Genomic DNA, 21,875 nt, shown 5'->3' on the forward strand with positions numbered 1-21,875 from the left:
TACAGATACAATCAGATTTGGGGGATAGGTATGCGCATACTGCACACCGGTGACTGGCACCTGGGGAGAACCCTGGAAGGACGGAGCCGGTTCGAGGAACAGGTTGCTTTTGTGGACGAACTCGTCCGTATTGTCAGAGAAGGGAACATCGATCTCGTGCTGCTGGCGGGAGACGTGTATGACACCGTCAATCCGCCCGCCGCTGCGGAGCAGCTTTTTTATGACGCCGTGTCCAGGCTGGCCGAGGACGGACGCAGGGAGGTGGTCGTCATTTCGGGCAACCACGATCATCCCGACCGTCTGGGGGCGTCCTCCCCGATTGCCAAGGCGCAGGGGATTACCCTGATCGGGCTGCCGAAAGAGGGCCTCATGGAGATCGGAATTCCGAGAACCGGGGAAAAGGCCAAGCTGTTTGCGCTGCCGTATCCGTCCGAGTCGAGGCTGGGCGAATTGCTCAGCGACGACGCCGGAGAAGAAGTGCTCAGGAAAGCTTACTCCGAGCGGGTAGGCGAGCTGGTCAAGGCTCAAACGGCGGGCTTTCGTCCCGACACCGTGAACCTGATCATGAGCCACATCTACGTGCTGGGAGGAAAAGAAAGCGAATCGGAGCGTCCGATTCAGGTCGGCGGCGCGTACACGGTCGATACGTCGGCACTCGATGTCGGCGCGCAGTATGTGGCGCTCGGCCACCTGCATCGTCCGCAGACGCTTAAAGCGCAGAGCCCTATCCGCTACTGCGGTTCTCCGCTTGCCTACAGCTTTTCCGAAGCGGGACAAGCCAAATCGCTGACCGTTCTGGACGTCAAGCCCGGGGAACCGGCCTCGATCGAAGAAATTTATTTGACCTCCGGCCGCCCGCTGGTGAACTGGAAAGCAAAGGAAGGGCTGGCGGAGGTGCACCGCTGGCTGGACGAAGGCCGGGACGCGAACGCGTGGATCGACCTGGAAATTCATATCGCGGAAGCGATGTCTCTGCACGACATTCAAGCCCTGCGCAAGGCGCACGGCGGGTTTATCCATATCAAACCGGTCTATCCGCAGCGGCAGCCGGCCGAGGAAGAAGCCGCCGCACTGTCGAGCGCGGGTCTGCCGGTGGATGAGCTGTTCCGCCGTTTCTACGAGCGGCAGACGGGCGGAGCCAAGCCCGAGCCCGAGCTCGTGCAGCTCTTCATGGAGCTGCTGCAGGATCATTCGGACGGCCCGGAGCAGGCCGAATAAAGGGAGGCGAAACGTATGCGTCCGATACGGCTGCAAATATCCGGTCTGCAAAGCTACCGGGAAACACAGGAAATCGATTTTACACAATTGTGCGATGCCGGCGTGTTCGGTATTTTCGGGCCGACGGGAAGCGGAAAATCTTCTATTCTGGATGCCCTGACGCTGGCGCTCTACGGCAAAGTCGAACGGGCTTCCGGGGGTACGCAGGGGATCATGAATCATGCCGAAAATACGCTGGCGGTCTCGTTCACTTTCGAACTCAGCCATCCGGCAGGCGCCGTCCGGTACCGGGTGGACCGGCAGTTCAAGAGAGGATCGGACGTTTCGGTCACGAATACCGTGAGCCGTTTTGTCGAACTCAGCGGGGAGGAGCCGGTCGTTCTGGCCGATAAATCCACGGACGTGACCAGCCGGGTCCACCAGGTGCTCGGCTTGTCCATGCAGGATTTTACCCGCGCCGTGGTGCTTCCCCAGGGAAAGTTCGCCGAATTCCTTTCGCTGACCGGCAAAGACCGGCGGCAGATGCTTCAGCGGCTGTTCCATCTCGAAGCCTACGGAGATCATCTCAGCGCCCGTGTAAGCGGCAGGCTGAAAGAAGCCGACGGCCTGCTTAAACAGATCGCCGCCGAGCAGCAGGGGCTGGGGGACGCGTCCGAAGAGGCGCTTGCCGGGGCCGCCGAAAGGCTGAAGGAAGCGTCCGGGCATGCCGCCGTCCAGCGCAAGCTTTTTCAGCAGGCGTCCGCCCGCTACGAAGAGATGAAGCAAATTTTAAGCGTGCAAAAGGAAGAACGGCAGACGGAGCTGGAACTCCGCAAAACCGAGGAGGAAGAGTCCGGAATCCGGCGGCGCGAAGAGAGTCTGAAGCGTGCGGAGGAAGCCGAGAAACTGCGTCCTTACGTCGAGCATGCGGAAACTTCAGCCAAAGCCGAGGCGGAGCATCGCGGACGGATCGCTCAGGCAAGGGAACGGTCTCTTCAGGCCGAAGTCAAGCTAGACACGGCCCTGCAGGCGTCCGAGATTGCACGGCAGGAGCTGGCTGATCGTGAGGAGCCGCTGCTGATCCGGCTGGAGCATTTGAACCAGGCCCTGGAGCAGGAGCGCCAGCTTGCCGATCTGCACAAGCAGTGCGACGGGCTCAAAGCGAGCGAGGAACAGCTGTCAGCGCAGCTTTCCGCTGTGAAAGAGGCGTTCCGGAAGGAACAGGAAACGAAGGAAAAAGCGCTGGGCAAACAAGCGGAGCTGAAAGAAGCGCTGAAAAAAGTGGAAGTCGGCTACGAACAGCGCAGCCTTCTCCAGGAAGCGTGGGACGCCAAAAAGGAGTTGGATATGCAGAAGCGCCAGCTCCGGGAACTCCGGCAGGAGAGCGGCGACAGACGCCGGACGATGGAGGCCGGAGAGCGCGAGCTTGCGGCCCGCGCGGGGGAACTTACCGCATGGACGGAGCATTTTGCCCGCTGGCTCGGCGAACTCGGCGCCGGACGGACAGAAGCCCGGGAGCTGCGTAAACAGCTGGCGGAGCAGGAAGAAGCGGCGGCCGGGCTGCTCCGGGTCCGCAAACGGGAAGACCGTGAGCGCGAGCTTCGGAATCTGGCCGGAAAGCTGGCTCATGAGCTGCATGAGGGGCAGCCCTGCCCCGTGTGCGGGGCTTTGGAGCATCCGGCTCCATACCGTGAAGCTGAGGACGAAGCGGACCCGGCATCTCCTGGCGCAGAAGAGTGCGAGTCGCTCCTTCGCGCCATCCGTGAAGCGGAATTGGCGGCGGATCGTCACGTCTTTGGGCTCGACAGTCTCGCCAAGCGGGCGCTTGAGCACGAACGTGCCGGGGCGCATGATCCTCAGACCGCCGTTTTCGGAGCCGAAACCGAATCCGCGGACGAAACCGGCCATGCGGCAGCGGAAGCTGTCCGCATGCTCGCTGAAGCGGCTGCGGGGGTTCAAGCTGGGCTGGAGCTTCTGCCGGAAGCGTACCTAGCAGGTTCCGCGGGCCGGGTCGGGCGAGACGGCAGCAACGAAACGTCTGTCACAGCGGGCACAGCGGCGGCAGAGAGCGGCGCGGCCGGCGAAGAAGCCGGAATTTCCGCCGGGGAGGCTTTGCGGCAATTGGCCGGGTTCAAGCGTCTGGAAGCGGAAACCGGACGTATGGGCCGCTTGGCGGCAGAACTCGAAGCCGGCTTCCAGGCCCTTCTGAAACGGCTGAAGCCGCTTGAAGCGGGCATGCAGGCCGCCGGGGCCGAGCTGCGCACGCAGCGCGCGGCCCTGCAGGCCGAAGAAGCCAAAGCGCAGGCGCTGGAGCAAAGCATCCGCGGACGGGAAGAAGCCTGGCAGCGGCAGTTCGGCGCCAAAGGCCTGGAGCTGGATGCCGTAGAGGCGCGCCTGAAGCGGCTGAACGAGCAGGAGCGCCAGGCGGAAGAGCTGCGCGGCCGCATCGAGAAGAGCATCCCGTTCATCGACGGGGTGCTCGCCAAGATCGAACAGCTCCGCACCGAGGCGGCGGAGCTCGACAAAACCGCCCTGCAGCTTGCGACGAAGCTGCAGGGACTGTCCCAGCTCGCCGCCGAGAAGGCGCAGCAGCTGCACGACCGCGTCGGCGACGAGCCGGTGCCGCGTCAGATCGCGGCGGCTCAAGCCGAGCTCGACGTGCTGCGCGGCCGCGCGGGTCAGACCCGGCTCGCGCACGAGCAGGCCCGCCGCGAGCAGCAGGAGGCGGCCCAGGCGCTCAGCGCCGCCGAACAGGCCGCCGCTTCCGCCGCCGGGCAGCTCTCCGAAGCGCTGGAGCGGCTCGAACGCGCGCTGGAGGCGTCCTCTTTCGCGGACGCTGAAGCCGTGCGGGGCGCGTACGTCGCCGAAGCGCAGCGCGCCGAGTGGAGCGCGGAGGCGCGGCGTCACCGCGAGCGCGAGCAGACGCTCCGCTCCCGGCTCGCGCAGCTGCGCGAGCAGCTTGCCGGGCGGACGGTCAGCGAAGCCGACTGGACCGGCATGCTGGTCGAGCTGCGCGAAGCCCAGGAGCGCGACGAAGCCGCGCTGGCGGTCCGCGCCAAAGCCGAACGCGACTGTGAGGAGCTGCAGGCGAAGCACGAGCAGTGGCGCCGGCTGGAAGAGCGGCGCAGCGCGCAGCAGACCTTGCACGGACGGCTGGCGAAGCTGCAGTCCGTGCTGAAAGCGAACGCCTTCGTCGAGTTCCTCGCGGAGGAGCAGCTGATGCAGGTGAGCCGGGCCGCTTCACAGCGGCTCGGGCAGCTCACCCGCCAGCGCTACGCGATCGAGGTAGACTCCGGCGGCGGCTTCGTGATCCGCGATGACGGCTCCGGCGGAGTGAAGCGCCCGGTCGGCACGCTGTCCGGGGGCGAAACGTTCCTGACGTCGCTTGCCCTCGCGCTCGCTTTGTCGGCGCAGATCCAGCTCAAGGGCGAAGTTCCGCTGGAGTTTTTCTTCCTGGACGAAGGGTTCGGTACCTTGGACCAGGATCTGCTCGATATGGTAGTCACTTCCCTGGAGAAGCTTCACATGGACCGGCTCGCGGTCGGCGTTATTTCGCACGTGCCGGAGCTGAGGGCCCGGCTGCCGCGCAAGCTGATCGTCGAGCCCGCCGAGCCGTCCGGCCGCGGCAGCCGGGTAAGGCTGGAGCTGCTGTAAGGCCGGAGAATCCGCAAGCGGCCGCACTCCGGGATCCTGCCCGCGTTTTCAGGCTCGGGGGAACGCCCTTTTAAAAAATAACGGCATTCCGGTTTGTTTAAGAAACCGGCCAAGAAAGCACATTCCCCGTTTAACGGTGCGAGTGTGCTTTTTTTTGCAGGAAAGGCAGGGGCTGTTCACGTTTCATTCAAGCGATGTTCACATCATCTTCGTGTCCTGTGACTTTTCTCACATCTGCCGGGTATGGAAGCCGTTTATACTAAGTATGTGCTTAATTTCACAAATGAAATTCTTCAAAGATCGATCAAGGCAGGGGGCGTTAGACTATGAACCGCAAAAAATTGGTGCTTATCGGGAACGGCATGGCAGGAGTGGGTGTGATCGAGCAAATTTTGAAAATCAACACCGGCTTGTTTGATATAACGATTGTGGGAAGCGAGCCTCATCCGAACTACAACCGGATTCAGCTCTCTTATGTGCTTGAGGGAAGCAAAACGACGGAAGAAATCGTTCTGAACGACTGGAACTGGTACCGTGAAAACGGTATTGAGCTTATGACGGGGACAACGGCTACCGCGCTGGATACGGCGGCCAAAACGGTTACGACGGACCGCGGGGATGTCCTTCCTTATGACGTCCTGATTTTGGCGACGGGCTCGAAGCCTTTCATTCTGCCGGTTCCGGGCGCGGATAAGGAGGGGGTCGTCGGTTTCCGGGACATTGCCGATTGTGAAGCGATGACGGAGGCGGCCCGGATTTTTAAAAAGGCGGCTGTTATCGGCGGCGGTCTCCTCGGTCTCGAAGCGGCCAAGGGTCTTTCGAAGCTGGGTATGGAAGTAACGGTGGTTCATCTGATGGAAGATCTGATGGAACGCCAGCTGGACCCGGCGGCTTCGGGAATGCTGCGGGCGGAGCTGGAGCGTCAGGGACTGCGTTTTGCGATGGGAAAACAGACGAAGGAGCTCACCGGAGGCGTGCGCGTCGAAGGACTGGCGTTTACGGACGGAACGATGCTGGAAACGGACTTTGTCGTCATGGCGGCGGGAATCAAGCCGAACAGCGCTCTGGGCGCGGCCGGAGGCCTGGAGGTCAACCGCGGAATCGTCGTGGACGATTTCATGCGGACCTCGGCGCCGGACGTTTATGCCGTCGGCGAATGCTGCGAGCACCGCGGTGTATGCTACGGGCTTGTCGCTCCGCTCTTTGAGCAGGGCAGCGTGCTCGCCAAGCATTTGTGCGGGGGGCAGACGGCTCCTTACGAGGGCACGGTGCTGGCTACCAAGCTGAAAATATCGGGCGTGGACGTATTCTCGGCCGGCGAGTTTCTGGATCGTCCGGATCTTACGATCGTCAAAATGCAGGATGACTGGAGAGGCGTGTACAAGAAGGTGCTCGTCCGCGGCAGCCGGATCGTCGGGGGCGTGCTGTTCGGCGATGTCAGCCAGGCGACCCAGCTTCAGCAGTGGATACGAAGCGGCCGCGAAATGACCGAAGACGTGCACGCCGCTCTGATGGGAACTCCTGCGGGAGAGGAAAGCGGCGGAGGAGCGGAGCTTCTTGCCGACGAGGATATCGTCTGCGGCTGCAACGGGGTGACGAAAGGCACCATCGTGGAGGCCGTCCGCACGCAGGGGCTCAAAACGGTCGACGAAGTGAAGGCCTGCACCGGAGCCTGCCGCTCGTGCGGAGGCTGCAAGCCGCTTGTCGAGCAGATTTTGGCGGGCGTGCTGGGGGACGGCTACGAAGCGGGCCCGGCGGCCCACGGCATCTGCGGCTGTACGCAGCTCGGCCGGGACGAAATCGTGGCGGCGATGCGCGAGCGCAAGCTGACGACGATCCGCGAGACCATGACGGCTCTGAATTGGAACAATCCCGAAGGCTGCTCGAAGTGCCGTCCCGCGCTTAACTATTACTTGACGATGCTGTGGCCGGAAACGTATGTGGACGAAAAGGAATCGAGATTCGTCAACGAGCGCCTGCATGCGAACATCAACAAGGACGGCACATATACGGTCGTCCCGCGCATGTACGGCGGCGTAAGCTCGGCGGAAGAACTGAAGCGGATCGGCGACGTGGCGGTGAAATACAACGTCCGCGCCGTCAAAATGACGGGAGGCCAGCGGATCGACCTGATGGGCGTGCGCAAGGAAGATCTTCCGAAAGTCTGGGAAGAACTCGGAATGCCTTCGGGCTACGCGTATGCCAAAGCGCTGCGCACGGTCAAGACGTGCGTGGGTTCGACCTTCTGCCGGTTCGGCACCCAAGATTCGATGGGGATGGGACAGCAGCTGGAGAAAAAATTCGAAAGAATCGACATGCCCGCCAAGTTTAAAATGGCCGTAAACGGCTGCCCGCGCAACTGTGCGGAATCGTGCACCAAGGATGTCGGCATCGTCGGCAATGACGGCGGCTGGGAGATTTACATCGGCGGCAATGGGGGCATTAAACCGCGGCTTGCCGATCTTGCGGTGAAAGTGAAAACGGATGAGGAGCTTCTGGAAATTACCTCGTCGCTGATCCAGTTTTACCGGGAAACCGCCAATTACCTGGAAAGAACGTCGGATTGGGTGGAGCGGCTGGGCCTGGCTCATATCCAGCACCATGCGATCACGGATGAAGCGAACCGGCGGGAACTGGTAAACCGTATGGAGATAGCCCTGACCCGTGCGCATGATCCTTGGCAAAAAGTGATCGGCGATCGCCAGCTCCGTCAGGAACTGTACGAAGGCGTCAACGTGCCGGTAGGACCGCCTGCGGAATAAAGCGAATCTGACATTCAGGGGCTGCCCGGCAGCCCCAAAAGGAGGAATAATCGATGACCCGACAGCTTCAGGAAAAACCGGAAACCTACGTTTGCATCGGACGGCAAGGAGATTTTCCGGCCAGGCTCGGCAAGACCGTTTTTGTGGGAGAAGAAGAAATAGCGGTGTTTCACTTGACGGACGGCCGCCTCTTCGCGCTTCAGAACCGGAGCCCTCACCGCAAGGGTGGCCCTCTCTGCGAAGGGATGGTATCGGGGGACCTGCTGTACGATCCTCTGTATGACTGGAAAATCAACCTGCTGGACGGTAAAGTGCAGGCGCCCGATACGGGACAGGTGAAAACCTATCCGGTGAAGATTGAAGGGGAGCATGTCTGGATCGGGCTGAACTAGCCTTTTCCGGCCCTCGCCCCGCAGGCTATTCCGCACAGCACGCTTAACCGGAATATTCACTGTCCGGCTCAACCCGTTTTCAACCCGCGAGGAGATGACGCATAATGTTTACTGAAACCGTGGAAAAAATGGCTGCCGCGGCCCTGCAGAAAAAGAATTTTCTCTCCGACAGCCTTATCCGCTACCTGACGGCGGCCGGTCTGGCCGGTGCTTACGTAGGACTCGGCATCGTCCTTATCTTTTCCGTAGGAGCGCCGTTATTCGCCGCAAAGTCGCCCGTCACGACGACGGTTATGGGGCTGTCTTTCGGAGTCGCGCTCACGCTGGTCATTTTTGCCGGCTCGGAGCTTTTTACGGGAAACAACATGTATTTCACCATCGGAACCCTTTCGCGCAAAGTCACCTGGAAGGATACGCTCGTCAACTGGTTCTGGTGCTACCTGGGAAACCTGGCGGGAGCGATGGTCCTTGTGCTGCTGGTCGCCGGTGCCGGAGTGTTCGCCAATATTAAACCGGACCATTTGTTAATGACCATTGCCGCCAAAAAAATGGCCATGGACCCCGTGCAGCTGTTTTTCCGGGGAATTCTTTGTAACTGGTTCGTCTGTCTGGCGATCTGGACATCGATGAGAGCCAAGGAGGACACGGCGAAGCTCATCCTTATCTTCTGGATGCTGTACGGCTTTATCGCGTCGGGGTATGAGCACAGCGTGGCGAACATGACCGTGCTGGGGCTGGCGCTGGTCCTTCCGCATCCCGAAACGGTAACGCTGGCCGGCTGGTTCCACAACATGATTCCGGTGACGCTCGGAAACATTGTCGGCGGCGCCGTGTTTGTCGGGCTGCTGTATTACTTCATCTCGCCCGTGAAACGGTTAAGCGGACGGCTTTAAACATACGCAGGCGCCAGGCCGCAGCCACCAAACGAAGAACCTCCCTGAGTTCGAACTCAGGGAGGTTTTTTACGGCGTTCCGCCGGGGCCGGGTGAGGGAGCAGGTGCTTCGCGGCATCTCTCTCGGGGACCCGTTACGGCACCCGTTACGGGAATTCCGCGCTTGCCGCCATGAGCCTGCGCCATGCTTTACGGAACCGTCTCCGGGCCGGGAATCGGACGCCGCAGTATTTCCGTACTTTCCGCACGGTGAGTCGCCGTATCCGTCACATACAAAAAAAGCGTGCCGGGTTACATCCGGCACACTTCTATGGGGCAGTTTTCACAGTGGCAAATGCCCTTTAAATAATTCAGATCACGGATCACGATATAGCCGTTATCCATTTCAATCGCTTGAGCTTTGCGCAGATCGCTGAACATCCGGTTCACGCTTTCGCGGGTCGAGCCGATCATATCCGACAGCTCGGAGTGGGTGAGCTTCTTCGTAATGCGGATCGTTCCGTCCGCTTCGGGACGGCCGTACGTGTTCGACAGGCGGATGATGGTGGAGCACAAGGCCCCGGGTTTGCCGTACAGCATCATATCGCGGTATTTCGTCTGCGTCATCCGGTGGCTGAGCCCCATCCAGCGCATAAATTCCAGGGCGAACTCGCCGCTCTGCCAGATCAGCATTTCCACGTCTTTCTTATGGGCCACGCCGATCGTGGTTTCTTCCAGCACTTCCGCGCTGTACCAATGCTTCGTGTCGTCGTAGGGATCGATCATTCCGATGAGATCGCCCTGCTGATATAAGTAAAGCACGAGATCCTTGCCTTCGTCCGTAGACTTCGTAGCGCGTACCCGGCCGTTTTTTATGAAATAAAGCTTGTCAGCCGTATCGCCTTCCCAAAACAAATAGGCGCCGGGTTGGAGCTTCTGCTCATGCATAATATCCGTCAACTTCTGCAGGTTTTCCGTCTTAAAGGCAGCGGTGTTGCGGGGATTCGTATAGTAAACGGGATTTGTGCCGGTGTTCATGATGGCTTCCCTCCTCTTTGACTTCTGCTTCCAGTATACCGGATATGACGTAAATCATATATGATAAAAATCACACTTTCCATACAATGTTGTTTACCAAGCCTGTCCGTATTCAACGCAAACCTTCCTTTTACAGGCAAAATAACGCAAAAACCGGAGCCCGCATCCATTAGGCGGCTCCGGTTTTTATAAGGGTGTAGAGAGGCGGTTCCATTTTCGGCTCGTTTGCACGAAACCCCGCGTTCCGGTTCGCTTTACGACCGGTTCGGCTATGCCGCGATCCCTTTTCTACGAATAAAACTGCTCGATATCGGTCAGCATCTGCTCCGCAAGGGGGAATACCCATTCTTTTTCTTTACGCATATGCTCAAGAAGAATGAAGCACGACTGGAGCACGTGGGATACCGAGCGCTTGGCGCACAGGGGATCGAGGGTCTGGCTGTCTTCTTTGAATGCCTGGAAGAACAGGCGTAGATTATGCACGGCCATGTTGTATTCCTGCTTCATAACGGCGGTAGGGCCCATTTTGTCGCCCGTATACAAATCCACGATGGGGAAAAGCGTTTCCTGCTCATCCTGTTGGTACTGCTGGAAAAACTTCAAGAACCGTTCGGCGCGTATCTTCAGCTGATTTAAATCGGCTTTGAGCGTATCCCGGCTTCCGGCGGCTCCGATTCCGCGTGCGAGCATTTGCAGCTCCAGCAGATCGGCCTCCAGAAATTCATGCTGCTGCTTCAAATAATATAGGGCATCGGACAACTGGCTGCCTGGGTCCATAGCGGCATACGGCAGACGTTCCACGGTCATTGTGCTCATCGTCATTTCCTCCTGTCGGGTCCTGCGGATGATGGTAAAGCGCGCGCGTGTTTCCTGTCTTCACCATAAGGCGCGGCAGCTTTTTTGTCTGTGAGAAATGTCATAGTGAAAAAATTCACAAACTCCTATAATGAGGGTGTAGATAGAACAGAGGAGGCGGAGAGATGGCTGTACAGGAAAAGGAGTCTTTGAAACCCGGCGGGGCGGCCAAAGAACAGGTGGACCGGCTGGTGCAGAAAGCAAAAAAAGCGCAGGCCGCTTTTGAAGGGCTGGATCAGGCCCGGATCGACCGGATCGTGCAGGAAATGGCGCTGGCCGGGGTAGACCGGCATATGTATCTCGCCAAGCTTGCGGTGGAAGAAACGGGCCGGGGCGTGTATGAAGACAAGATCATCAAGAACTTGTTCGCGACGGAGTATATTCATAACTCCGTGAAGTACGACAAAACGGTCGGCGTGATCGACGAAGACGCGACGACCGGACTCACCTCCATCGCCGAACCGGTGGGAATTATCGCGGGGGTCACCCCGGTCACGAATCCGACCTCGACGACGATGTTTAAGGCGCTGATCGCAATAAAGACGCGGAACCCGATTATTTTCGCCTTTCACCCGTCCGCGCAGAAATGCAGCTCCGAAGCGGCCCGCGTTCTGTATGAAGCGGCCGTCAGCCACGGGGCACCGCAGGATTGCATCCAGTGGGTCGAGAAGCCTTCCATGGAAGCGACGCACGAGCTGATGCACCACGAGGGAGTGGCCCTGATTCTCGCTACCGGCGGCTCCGGGATGGTCAAATCCGCCTACAGCGCCGGCAAACCGGCGCTCGGCGTCGGCCCGGGCAACGTGCCGTGCTTTATCGAGAAAACTGCGGACCTGCGCCAGGCGGTCACGGATCTGATTCTCTCGAAGACGTTTGACAACGGCATGATCTGCGCATCCGAACAGGCCGTTATTCTGGACGAGGCGATCGCGGCAGAAGCCAAAGCGATGCTGAAGGCGCAGGGCTGTCACTTCCTGAGCGCCAAGGAAACGAAGAAGCTGTCCCAGTTCGGCATGAACGCCGGATGCGCCGTGAACGCGGCGATCGTGGGCCAGCCGGCGGTACGGATCGCCGAAATGGCGGGCTTCGAGGTTCCCGCCGGGACGAAAATCCTGATCGCCGAGCTCGACGGCGTCGGTGCGGCCTACCCGCTGTCCGCCGAGAAGCTGAGCCCCGTGCTGGCCTGCTACACGGTTGCCACGGCTCAGGCGGGTATTGCCCGGGCGGCGGAGATTGCCGCATTCGGCGGGCTCGGCCACACCTCGGTCATTCATTCCAATGACGACGGAGTGATCGCGGCATTCGCCAAGGAGCTGCCGACCTGCCGCATTATCGTGAACGCGCCTTCGACTCACGGGGCGATCGGGGATATCTACAACGCCAATATCCCCTCGCTGACACTCGGCTGCGGTTCGTACGGACGCAATTCCACTTCTTCGAACGTAACGGCAGTCAACTTGATCAACGTCAAAAAAGTCGCACACCGGACGGTGAATATGCAGTGGTTTAAAGTGCCCGAGAAAATTTATTTCGAGAGAAACGCCACCCAGTACCTGGCCAAAATGCCGGACATCACCCGTGTTCTGATCGTGACGGACCCGATGATGGTGAAGCTGGGCTACGTGGAACGCGTGGAACATTATTTGCGCCAGCGCAGGATGCCGGTTGCCGTCGAAGTTTTCAGCGATGTCGAGCCGGACCCTTCGGTCGATACCGTTGAACGCGGTACGGCCATGATGAACGCCTTCCAGCCGGACTGCATCGTGGCACTCGGCGGCGGATCGCCGATGGATGCGGCCAAAGCGATGTGGCTGTTCTACGAGTACCCCGATGTCACGTTCCATTCGCTGAAGCAGAAGTTCATGGACATCCGCAAGCGGACGTTCAAGTATCCGAAGCTCGGCAAGAAGGCGAAGTTCGTTGCCATTCCGACGACTTCGGGAACAGGTTCGGAAGTGACTTCGTTCGCTGTCATCACAGATAAACAGAACGGCCACACGAAATACCCGCTCGCCGATTACGAGCTGACGCCGGACGTGGCTATCGTCGATCCCGAATTCGTATATTCGCTTCCGAAAACGGCCGTGGCCGACACAGGTATGGATGTGCTCACCCACGCGATCGAAGCGTACGTCTCCGTCATGGCAAACGACTATACGGACGGACTGTGCCTGCAGGCCATCAAGCTCGTCTTCCGCAACCTGGAGCAGTCCCATGCGACGGGCGACAAGCTGGCGAGGGAGAAAATGCACAACGCGTCCACGATCGCCGGCATGGCCTTTGCGAACGCCTTCCTCGGCATCAACCACAGTCTGGCGCACAAGTGGGGCGGTCAGTACGGAACGGCGCACGGACGGACCAACGCGATCCTGATGCCTTACGTCATCCGGTATAACGCGGCGAAGCCGACGAAATACGCTTCGTTCCCGAAATACTCGCACTACTGCGCCGACGAGCGCTACGCCGAGATCGCCCGGTTCCTGGGGCTTCCGGCCGCAACTACGGAGGAAGGCGTGAAGAGCCTTATCGACGCCATCCGCGAGCTGAACAAGAAGCTGGGCATTCCCGCTTCGTTCAAGGAACTCGGCTTCGACGCCGGCGACTTCGAAAGCCGTGTCGACCATTTGGCGGACAAAGCGTTCGAAGACCAGTGCACGACCGCCAATCCGAAAATGCCGCTCGTCAGCGAGCTGGCCGAAGTATACCGGGACGCCTTTTACGGCAGAATCTGAGCGGGCGGACCGGGTATGACCGGTTGGCTGAATAAGCGGGAACAGAGCCGCAGCCGCAGCAGCCGGTAAGGTAAGAAGACGGATATAAAGACAGCAGTAACGACGGGCGCGGGCGGAAAGGTTTGCGCTGAAACGAAATCAGCTTTGCCGGGCGGCCGCTCCGCGGCCCGTCCGTTCATTCCAAGGAGGGAACAAAAGATGGCTATCGAAGAGCGCGAAATGCGCATGAAGTCTGCTGAAGAGGGAGTATACCGCGGGTTCCGCAAAGGAAAGTGGCAGCACGGGATCGATGTCCGTGACTTTATCGAGCTTAACCTGACGCCTTATGAGGGAGACGAGGCTTTTCTTGCCCCTCCGACGGAAGATACGAAAGCGCTGTGGGAAGTCGTCAAGGAGTTGACCCGTCGCGAAAGGGAGCAGGGAGGCGTGCTCGATGTGGACGTGAACACCGTGTCCACGATCGTGTCTCACGCTCCGGGCTATCTCGATAAAGACAGGGAGCGGGTAGTCGGGCTCCAGACGGATGAGCCGTTCAAGCGCTCCGTGCAGCCGTTCGGCGGCATCCGGATGATGGAGGATGCCTGCGAAGCTTACGGCTTCAAGCTGCCGGAAGACATGGTCCGGCTGTTCACGGACATCCGCAAGACGCATAACCAGGGCGTGTTCGACGCCTACACGAGCGACATGCGGGCCGCCAGAAAAGCCGGCATCATCACGGGCCTGCCGGACGCATACGGGCGCGGACGGATCATCGGCGATTACCGCAGAGTGGCGCTGTACGGCATCGACGCCCTCGTGACGGATAAGAAGAAGGATCTCCTTCTTCTCGAAGTGGATGCGATCACGGAGGATGTTATCCGTGCCCGCGAGGAGCTGTCCGAGCAGATCCGGGCGCTCGGCGAGCTGAAGAAGATGGCGGCCGATCACGGCTTTGATATCTCGGGGCCGGCCGCCGATGCCGGCGAAGCGTTCCAGTGGCTGTATTTCGCCTACCTGGCGGCGATCAAGGAACAGAACGGTGCGGCCATGAGTCTGGGACGGGTGTCCTCTTTCCTCGATATTTATATCGAAAGAGACCTCCGCGAAGGAACTTTGACCGAAACGCAGGCGCAGGAGCTGGTCGATCATTTCGTCATGAAGCTGCGGATTGTGAAATTCCTGCGTACGCCGGATTATAACGAGCTGTTCAGCGGGGACCCCACCTGGGTAACCGAATCCATCGGGGGCATGTCCCTGTCGGGCCGGACCCGCGTAACGAAGAGCTCCATGCGGTTTCTTCATACGCTGTATAACCTGGGTCCGGCTCCCGAGCCTAACTTGACGGTGCTCTGGTCCGAGCAGCTGCCGGAGGCGTTCAAGAAATACTGCGCCAAAGTTTCGATCGAAACGAGCTCCATCCAGTACGAGAACGACGACCTGATGCGTCCTTTCTACGGCGACGATTACGGTATCGCCTGCTGCGTATCCGCCATGAAAATCGGCAAGCAGATGCAGTTCTTCGGAGCGCGGGCCAACCTGGCCAAAGCTCTCCTGTATGCCATCAACGGCGGCGTGGACGAGAAGCTGGGGATCCAGATCGGACCCGAAAGCGTGCCGGTTACGTCCGATGTGCTCGATTACGACGAGGTTATGCACAAATTCAAGGGTGTCATGGAATGGCTGGCGAAGCTGTATATGAACACGCTGAACGTGATTCACTATATGCATGACAAATACTGTTACGAGCGGATCGAAATGGCTCTGCACGACCGGGAAATCGTCCGTACGATGGCTTGCGGCATCGCGGGATTGTCCGTCGTCGCCGACTCGCTGAGCGCGATCAAATACGCCAAAGTGCGCCCGGTCCGCAACGAGAAGGGAATCGCCACCGACTTCGAAATCGAAGGCGACTACCCGATGTACGGCAACAATGACGACCGTGTCGATTCCATCGCCGTTTCGCTCGTCGAAGCGTTCATGGGCATGATCCGCAAGCACAAGGCGTACCGGGATGCGGTTCCGACCCAATCGGTCCTGACCATTACGTCCAACGTCGTCTACGGCAAAAAAACCGGCTCCACGCCGGACGGCCGCAAAGCGGGCGAACCGTTCGCGCCGGGTGCGAATCCGATGCACGGACGCGACCGCAAAGGCGCCCTGGCCTCGCTCGGCTCCGTCGCCAAACTGCCTTACGAGCACAGCCTGGACGGTATCTCGAACACGTTCTCGATCGTGCCCAAAGCGCTCGGCAAAGAGCCGCAGACGCGCAAAGACAATCTCGTCCATATGCTGGACGGCTACTTCGAAAACGGAGCGCACCATCTCAACGTGAACGTATTCGACCGGCAGCAGCTCCTGGATGCGATGGAGCATCCCGAACAGTACCCGCAGCTCACCATCCGGGTATCGGGTTATGCGGTCAACTTTATCAAACTCACCCGCGAGCAGCAGCTCGACGTTATTAACCGGACGTTCCACGGCGCCATGTAACGAGGGACCGGGGCACGCCGAAGCAAAGGACGTGTGTAGTCATGAAAGGCAGAATCCATTCCATCGAAACGTTCGGCACGGTAGACGGCCCCGGTATCCGGTTTGTTCTCTTCATGCAGGGCTGCGCCCTGCAGTGCGGCTACTGTCACAATCCCGATACGTGGGACACCTGCGGAGGACGGACGGTGACCGTCGATGAAATCCTCTCCGAAATGGAGCCCTATCTTCCGTACTACCGGAAGTCGGGCGGGGGGATCACCGTAACGGGAGGAGAGCCGACGCTGCAGGCGTCGTTTGTCGCGGAGCTTTTCAAAGCGTGCAAGGAACGCTTCGGCGTGAACACGGCGCTGGACTCTTCCGGCTTTTGCGAGACGGGCCACGAGCATGTCCGCGAGCTTTTTGAAGAAACGGACCTGGTCCTGCTCGATCTGAAAATGATGGACCGCGACAAGCATATCGCGCTGACGAGCCAGCCCAACGACAAGATCCTGCGCACGGCGCGCTGGCTTTCCGATCACGGCAGGCCGATGTGGATCCGGCGGGTGCTCGTTCCCGGCATGACGGATACGGAAGACGAGCTGGAGCGGCTCGGTTCCTTTCTCGGCAATCTGGCGACCGTCGAAAAATTCGAGCTCCTTCCTTATCACCGGATGGGAACCTATAAATGGGATCTTCTTCAGCGGGAATATCCGCTTAAAGACGCCCGCACGCCGACGGAAGAAGAAGTCGCGAGAGCGTATGAGCTTATCGGGCGTGCGCGAAGCCGGAAATTTTTGCAGGAAAGCTGCCAGTCTCTCTAAAAAATTGGGCTTTACAGGAAATAAAACTTCTACTATATTAAAGCTTTCGGCCTTTGTGCCGGAAGCTTTTTTCGTCATGCTTGTACATTTTTTTACAATTGTGCCGGCGGCGTAACGTCTTCTTTGTTCAAATGTAATGGTTTCGTAACTACTTGTGTCGAAAGTTGGAGTACACTTAGGGTAAGGTAACACGTTGAAGGGAACGGACCCGGGGAATACAGGAGAAGACGCGATGCCGCGTCTGTCGTTCCTATGTGCTGGAAATCATAGACAGGCTGGTAGGTTCATAGAAATCGGCCGAGGAAACAAATGGGAGATGGAAGGAATCATGAAAAAAAGAAAAGTGTTCAGACTGCGCTATGTCCTGATGATAGCGCTGGGGTTGTTTATTGCATACAATGTCAGCCATGCATTGTTGACTAAGGAAGCGGCTTCGGGCTCCATCAAGGAAGAGACGGCGGCCACGCCAAGCCCGACGCCGGTGCCGACCGTGAAGGAACCGGAGAATACGCCCGACAAGAGCGCAAGTCCCGATCCGAGCAAGACGCCGGTGCCGACGCGCAAGCCCGATCCTACTCCGACACCGACGGCAACGCCCACGCCGACCCCTACGCCGCAGACGACACAACCTCCGGAGGGAGGCGGATCGGCAAACACGGCTTCGCCGATCTATTCCGTTCACACCAAGAATAAACTCGTGGCGCTGACGTTCGACGACGGTCCGGATCTGCACTGGACGCCGCAGGTTCTGGAAGTACTGAGCAAGTACAACGCGAAAGCGACGTTCTTCCTGGTCGGACGCCAGGTCGACAAATATCCCGATATGGTGAAGCGGATCGAGGCCGAAGGCCACGCGATCGGCAACCATACGTGGAGTCACGCCCAGCTGCCCAAGCTGACGCCCGAGCAGGCCCGTGAACAGATGACGAGCACGGACGAAGCGCTGAAGAGAGCGCTCGGCAAGGGAACCTACCTGTTCCGTGCCCCGTACGGCGCCGTCAACGATAACGTCAAAGCGGTAGCCGCCCAGCAGGGGCAGCTTATCATCGGCTGGTCGATCGACACGAAAGACTGGGCCGGTAATACGCCGGATCAGATTATGAACAATGTGAAACAGCATATTCATCCCGGCAGCATCATCCTGCAGCACAGCTTCGGAGGCAAAGGCGGGGACCTCAGCAATACCGTGGAGGCGACCCGGAGAATTTGCGAGTATCTGCAGGCTCAGGGCTATCAGTTTGTTACCGTGCCGGAATTGTTGGCCGCGAAATAAGGAAGTGCCCCGGTAGCGGCTTTGCGGAAGGCTGCCGAACCGGCGGAAGCGCGCCGTCCATGCCGTATTTGCCGGCATCGGACGGTTTTTTCGTTCGCGTTCATGCAGAATTTTCAGGTCCTGCTTCCGGGACAGCTTTGATATAATGGTACCAGCACTAGAAAAGGGGAATGTCATGAAGAGAAGAATCAAATGGATACCGCGACCGGCAGCGGGCCTGCTGACGGCCGGACTCTCCATGCTGCTGCTCAGCGGCTGCCAGCTCATATCTTCTTCTCCCGCCGCTTTGCTGAAGGCTCCGGCCATGAGCTCAAGCCTGTATCAGCTCAAAGAGGCGGTGACCCACTATCTGCCTCCGGGCGCGGTGCTCAACACGCCGCTCAAGCTGCCCGACAACTCGGCGGCCGGCCCGATTTACCAGGTGGACCTTAACGGGGACAGCCAGAAGGAGGCCGTCGCCTTTTATAGGCTGCAGAAGAACGAGTTTGAACTGGGGGCCCTCATTCTCGAACAAGTGAACGAAGAATGGCGGAAGGTCACCGATATTCATGAGCTCGGCAGAGAAATCGACCGCGTCGACTTCGTGGACGTTACGGGAGACGGGGCTCCGGAAATGCTCGTGGGCTGGAGTGCCGGAGAGGCCGTTAACCTCAACAAGGAATTGTTCGTTTATTCCATGAAAGGCTCGGTGGTGAGCCAGATGGAGAAAATACCGTACACCGAGATCGCGATCGGCGATCTGACCGGCGACGAAGTGCCTGAAGTGGCCGCCCTGCTTCTGGACCGCGACAAGCTGGACGCTTCCGCTTCTTTATACTCGTTCAAGAACGGGGAGAAGAAGCTGATGCAGAAGCTGCCCATGGACGGCGGCGTCAATGGTTACTACCAGGTCGTGATCGGCAAAGCGACCGACTCGCAGAACGGGATTTTCGTGGACGCGGGGCTGGGTGCCAATACGTCCTATACCTCTCTCCTGGTCTGGAACAACGGCAAACTGAAAGACGTTTTCAGTGCCAAGGACGAACAGGGGAACGTTCAAACTTTCAAGGAATACAAAGGAAGATCGCAGGACGTCAACGGGGACGGTATTATGGAGATCGAGCTGCTCAAGATTCCTCCGTTTATCGAAAACAGTAATCCGACCGATATGCCCTGGATTCACCAGTGGTACCAGTGGGACGGCGCGAACGGGCTCAAATGGGTACACGAAAATTACTACGATAACAATGTCACGTACCGGTTTGATTTTCCCGAATCGTGGAGAGGCAAAATTACGCTGGAACGGTCCAAAAGCGATCGTGCCGACGGGTACACGACTTTTTATTATTTAAGCGCGAACCGCAAGGAAAAAGCGGAACTGCTGACCATCCGGTATTACCCGACGGAGCAGTGGGAGAACATGAAAAACGAGCTGCAGAAGAAGGAAATCGACTTCGTGGAGCTTGATACGTCTTACGGACGCAAAACCGTGGCGTTTTTACCGGAGAAGCCGACGAACCTGTCCGTCAAATCCTTGCAGGAATATAACCAGATGAAACTTGGATTGAAAGATATACAGGAGCGGCTGAAGCCGGTCTATTATTAGAGAAGGGGAGGGAGACCGGAATGAGAGTACTGATTTTGGAAGATGAAGAATCGATCCGAGGATTTATCCGGATTAATCTTAAACGCAACGATATTGATGTTACGGAGGCGGCGACGGGCGAGGAAGCCCTCCAGCTTGTAAAGGATGAAGGCCCTTTTCACATCGCCATTCTGGACGTTATGCTCCCGACTCAATTATCGGGATTCGACGTGTGCGCCCAGCTGCGGAAGATGTACCCGAAAATGGGCATCATCATGCTGACCGCGAAATCGCAGGATACGGACAAAGCCGAAGGGCTGGAGATCGGAGCGGACGATTACGTCACGAAGCCGTTCAGCCCGGTGGAGCTCATCGCGAGAATTAAGGCCCTGTACCGGAGGCTGGAAATTCCCGAGCAGGAATCGGTTAAACAGAGCCTGAGCTCCGGCATTTTTACGCTGCAATTGAAGGAGCGGAAACTGTTTAAGGGACGGGCCGAAATCGATATCACGCCGACCGAGTTTGCCATTCTGAAGCTGTTCATGGAACAGCCCGACCAGGGGATTTCCCGGGATGAAATTCTGGATGCCGTCTGGGGCAAGCACTTTGTCGGCGATTTAAAAATCGTGGACGTCAACATCCGCCGTATCCGTCAAAAAATCGAGGTAGATCCGTCGCACCCTGCACATATCGAAACCGTTTGGGGTTATGGGTACCTCTGGAAGAAGGAATCCGCCCTTGAGCAGCATAAGGAGTAAAGTCGTCTGGAATTTTTTGCTGATCATCGTATTTATTGTGCTGCTTCTCGGAGGCTTGTTTCTGGGAACCATCTATCAATACTATTACGGAAGCGCCCTGCAGGCGTTAAGCGAACGCGCCAAATTCACCGTCGACTACAATAACCGCTACAATTCGCTTTCTCCTCTCCAGGAGCGGGCCCGCAATATTTTAAAAGAGCTTGCGAAAGACGAAATCAGCCGGGTCGAGGTCGTGGACCTTGAGGGCAACCTGATCCGGGATTCGTACGGATTCACCTCCAAGCGGAAAATCGATACGTCCGACGTCCAGTCCGCTCTGCTCGGAGAACCGGGCAAATGGATCGGATTGAATACGGATACCAAAGAGAGGATAATGGCACTGTCGTATCCGCTTAAAAACGGGGACCGGGTCGTCGGCGTCCTGCGTTATACGACCTCGATCGAACAGGTTGACCGTATGGTTATGCGGACCGCCTGGATTATTATCGGCATCGGGGTGGCCGTTATCCTCGTTTCGCTGGCGGTCAGCCTTCTTCTCGCGAACCGGATCGTACGGCCGATCCGCGAAGTTACGGATGTCGCCCAAAGCATGGCTCAGGGGGATTTTCATAACAAGGCCGTCAAACGGCATGACGACGAGGTCGGACATCTTGCGGATACGCTCAATTACATGGCGGATGAAATTCTCCGCAACGACCGCCTGAAGAACGAGTTCATCTCCTCGATTTCCCATGAGCTGCGGACGCCGCTGACGTCGATTAAAGGCTGGAGCGAGACGCTGGTTTCCGGGGATCTCAACGAGAAGGAAGAAACGCTCACGGGACTTTCCGTCATCTCCAAAGAAACGGACCGTCTGATCGGGCTGGTTGAAGATCTCCTTGATTTCTCCAAGCTCCAGTCCGGCAATATGAAAATGCACCGCGAACCGGTGGACGTCAACCGTCTCGTAAAAGATATTTACCAGCAGTTCGCGGGGAACTGCCAGAGACGCAGAATGGAGCTGCAAATTTCTCTCGCGGAGAACAGCCTTTACGTTTTCGGGGATCAGAACCGGCTCAAGCAGGTATTGATCAACTTGCTTGACAATGCGATGAAATTTACGCAGGAAAACGGGGTCATCCGCATCATGACCCGCGTGGAAGGCAGCCAGGTGCAGCTGATCGTGGAAGATGAGGGTGAAGGGATTTCGCCGGAAGCCGTGAAGTATGTGACGGAGAAGTTTTACAAGGCGGATAACCGGCAGCCGGGCAGCGGCCTCGGCCTGTCAATCTGCCAGGAAATCGCCCAACTGCACGGAGGAACGCTGCAGGTCACGAGCGAGCTCGGCCAGGGAACGATCGTAACCGTCGAGCTGCCGCGCATGCCGGAAGAAGAGAAAGCCCTGTAAAGGGCAGTGTGAGGTCTCACTCCGGGCTAATCTGTGAGCGGGCCGGCGTAAGCCGGACTCGCCTGGAGCGTCCTGTGAGGGGCTGCTGCAAGGCGGATTCACTCGTGCCGCTTTGCGGGGAA

14 protein-coding genes are annotated in these 21,875 nt (G+C 58.5%); 12 read left to right on the forward strand and 2 right to left on the reverse strand.

All coding sequences use genetic code 11. The annotated features are described in order from the left end of the window. Positions 1 to 30: 30 nt before the first annotated feature. The 5 genes from C4S74_RS01150 to C4S74_RS01170 all read left to right on the forward strand — a co-directional run bounded on the left by C4S74_RS01150 (position 31) and on the right by C4S74_RS01170 (position 8,898). Positions 31 to 1,218, forward strand: a complete 1,188-nt coding sequence (locus tag C4S74_RS01150; protein ID WP_103993540.1) for an exonuclease SbcCD subunit D — start codon at positions 31 to 33, stop codon at positions 1,216 to 1,218. 15 nt (positions 1,219 to 1,233) lie between these two features. Beyond that, positions 1,234 to 4,851, forward strand: a complete 3,618-nt coding sequence (locus C4S74_RS01155; RefSeq protein ID WP_103993541.1) for an AAA family ATPase — start codon at positions 1,234 to 1,236, stop codon at positions 4,849 to 4,851. 326 nt (positions 4,852 to 5,177) lie between these two features. Beyond that, positions 5,178 to 7,613: a nitrite reductase large subunit NirB gene (gene nirB, locus C4S74_RS01160; protein ID WP_103993542.1), complete on the forward strand. Its 2,436-nt coding sequence runs from the start codon at positions 5,178 to 5,180 to the stop codon at positions 7,611 to 7,613. 53 nt (positions 7,614 to 7,666) lie between these two features. Continuing rightward, entirely contained in the window at positions 7,667 to 8,005 is a 339-nt protein-coding gene (nirD, locus tag C4S74_RS01165) for a nitrite reductase small subunit NirD (protein ID WP_103993543.1), read from the forward strand. 104 nt (positions 8,006 to 8,109) lie between these two features. Further along, positions 8,110 to 8,898: a formate/nitrite transporter family protein gene (locus C4S74_RS01170; protein ID WP_103993544.1), complete on the forward strand. Its 789-nt coding sequence runs from the start codon at positions 8,110 to 8,112 to the stop codon at positions 8,896 to 8,898. A gap of 291 nt (positions 8,899 to 9,189) precedes the next feature. On the opposite strand, the gene C4S74_RS01175 is transcribed toward C4S74_RS01170, so the two are convergent. Together C4S74_RS01175 and C4S74_RS01180 are read right to left on the reverse strand one after the other, a co-directional pair. Beyond that, entirely contained in the window at positions 9,190 to 9,915 is a 726-nt protein-coding gene (locus C4S74_RS01175) for a Crp/Fnr family transcriptional regulator (RefSeq protein ID WP_103993545.1), read from the reverse strand. Between the two features lie 288 nt (positions 9,916 to 10,203). Continuing rightward, the gene (locus C4S74_RS01180; protein ID WP_103993546.1) at positions 10,204 to 10,731 is read right to left on the reverse strand and encodes a hemerythrin domain-containing protein; all 528 of its coding nucleotides are present in this window, start codon (positions 10,729 to 10,731) and stop codon (positions 10,204 to 10,206) included. Positions 10,732 to 10,895: 164 nt separating this feature from the next. On the opposite strand from C4S74_RS01180, the gene adhE reads away from it, so the two are divergent. The 7 genes from adhE to C4S74_RS01215 all read left to right on the forward strand — a co-directional run bounded on the left by adhE (position 10,896) and on the right by C4S74_RS01215 (position 21,753). Continuing rightward, the gene (gene adhE, locus C4S74_RS01185) at positions 10,896 to 13,502 is read left to right on the forward strand and encodes a bifunctional acetaldehyde-CoA/alcohol dehydrogenase (protein WP_103993547.1); all 2,607 of its coding nucleotides are present in this window, start codon (positions 10,896 to 10,898) and stop codon (positions 13,500 to 13,502) included. A gap of 198 nt (positions 13,503 to 13,700) precedes the next feature. Further along, positions 13,701 to 15,971 (forward strand): formate C-acetyltransferase, encoded by a 2,271-nt coding sequence (pflB, locus tag C4S74_RS01190; protein ID WP_103993548.1) that lies wholly within the window; start codon positions 13,701 to 13,703, stop codon positions 15,969 to 15,971. Between the two features lie 41 nt (positions 15,972 to 16,012). Continuing rightward, positions 16,013 to 16,771 (forward strand): pyruvate formate-lyase-activating protein, encoded by a 759-nt coding sequence (gene pflA, locus C4S74_RS01195; RefSeq protein WP_103993549.1) that lies wholly within the window; start codon positions 16,013 to 16,015, stop codon positions 16,769 to 16,771. 328 nt (positions 16,772 to 17,099) lie between these two features. Next, entirely contained in the window at positions 17,100 to 18,044 is a 945-nt protein-coding gene (locus tag C4S74_RS01200) for a polysaccharide deacetylase family protein (protein WP_258042348.1), read from the forward strand. A 175-nt stretch (positions 18,045 to 18,219) separates the two neighbouring features. Then, positions 18,220 to 19,629, forward strand: coding sequence for a hypothetical protein (locus C4S74_RS01205; protein WP_103993551.1), 1,410 nt, complete (start codon positions 18,220 to 18,222; stop codon positions 19,627 to 19,629). Between the two features lie 20 nt (positions 19,630 to 19,649). Continuing rightward, positions 19,650 to 20,366 (forward strand): response regulator transcription factor, encoded by a 717-nt coding sequence (locus tag C4S74_RS01210; RefSeq protein WP_103993552.1) that lies wholly within the window; start codon positions 19,650 to 19,652, stop codon positions 20,364 to 20,366. Next, positions 20,347 to 21,753: a HAMP domain-containing sensor histidine kinase gene (locus C4S74_RS01215; RefSeq protein WP_103993553.1), complete on the forward strand. Its 1,407-nt coding sequence runs from the start codon at positions 20,347 to 20,349 to the stop codon at positions 21,751 to 21,753. Before C4S74_RS01210 ends, C4S74_RS01215 begins: the two co-directional genes overlap by 20 nt. Positions 21,754 to 21,875: the final 122 nt, after the last annotated feature.

It is taken from the genome of Paenibacillus sp. UNC499MF (genome assembly GCF_900107975.1).
Lineage (GTDB): Bacteria > Bacillota > Bacilli > Paenibacillales > NBRC-103111 > Paenibacillus_F.

What these genes read in the sequence shown, in the direction of transcription:
- C4S74_RS01150 (WP_103993540.1), top strand. Translation starts at nt 31, where the DNA reads ATGCGCATACTGCACACCGGTGACTGGCACCTGGGGAGAACCCTGGAA.
- C4S74_RS01155 (WP_103993541.1), top strand. Translation starts at nt 1,234, where the DNA reads ATGCGTCCGATACGGCTGCAAATATCCGGTCTGCAAAGCTACCGGGAA.
- nirB (WP_103993542.1), top strand. Translation starts at nt 5,178, where the DNA reads ATGAACCGCAAAAAATTGGTGCTTATCGGGAACGGCATGGCAGGAGTG.
- nirD (WP_103993543.1), top strand. Translation starts at nt 7,667, where the DNA reads ATGACCCGACAGCTTCAGGAAAAACCGGAAACCTACGTTTGCATCGGA.
- C4S74_RS01170 (WP_103993544.1), top strand. Translation starts at nt 8,110, where the DNA reads ATGTTTACTGAAACCGTGGAAAAAATGGCTGCCGCGGCCCTGCAGAAA.
- C4S74_RS01175 (WP_103993545.1), bottom strand. Translation starts at nt 9,915, where the DNA reads ATGAACACCGGCACAAATCCCGTTTACTATACGAATCCCCGCAACACC.
- C4S74_RS01180 (WP_103993546.1), bottom strand. Translation starts at nt 10,731, where the DNA reads ATGAGCACAATGACCGTGGAACGTCTGCCGTATGCCGCTATGGACCCA.
- adhE (WP_103993547.1), top strand. Translation starts at nt 10,896, where the DNA reads ATGGCTGTACAGGAAAAGGAGTCTTTGAAACCCGGCGGGGCGGCCAAA.
- pflB (WP_103993548.1), top strand. Translation starts at nt 13,701, where the DNA reads ATGGCTATCGAAGAGCGCGAAATGCGCATGAAGTCTGCTGAAGAGGGA.
- pflA (WP_103993549.1), top strand. Translation starts at nt 16,013, where the DNA reads ATGAAAGGCAGAATCCATTCCATCGAAACGTTCGGCACGGTAGACGGC.
- C4S74_RS01200 (WP_258042348.1), top strand. Translation starts at nt 17,100, where the DNA reads ATGAAAAAAAGAAAAGTGTTCAGACTGCGCTATGTCCTGATGATAGCG.
- C4S74_RS01205 (WP_103993551.1), top strand. Translation starts at nt 18,220, where the DNA reads ATGAAGAGAAGAATCAAATGGATACCGCGACCGGCAGCGGGCCTGCTG.
- C4S74_RS01210 (WP_103993552.1), top strand. Translation starts at nt 19,650, where the DNA reads ATGAGAGTACTGATTTTGGAAGATGAAGAATCGATCCGAGGATTTATC.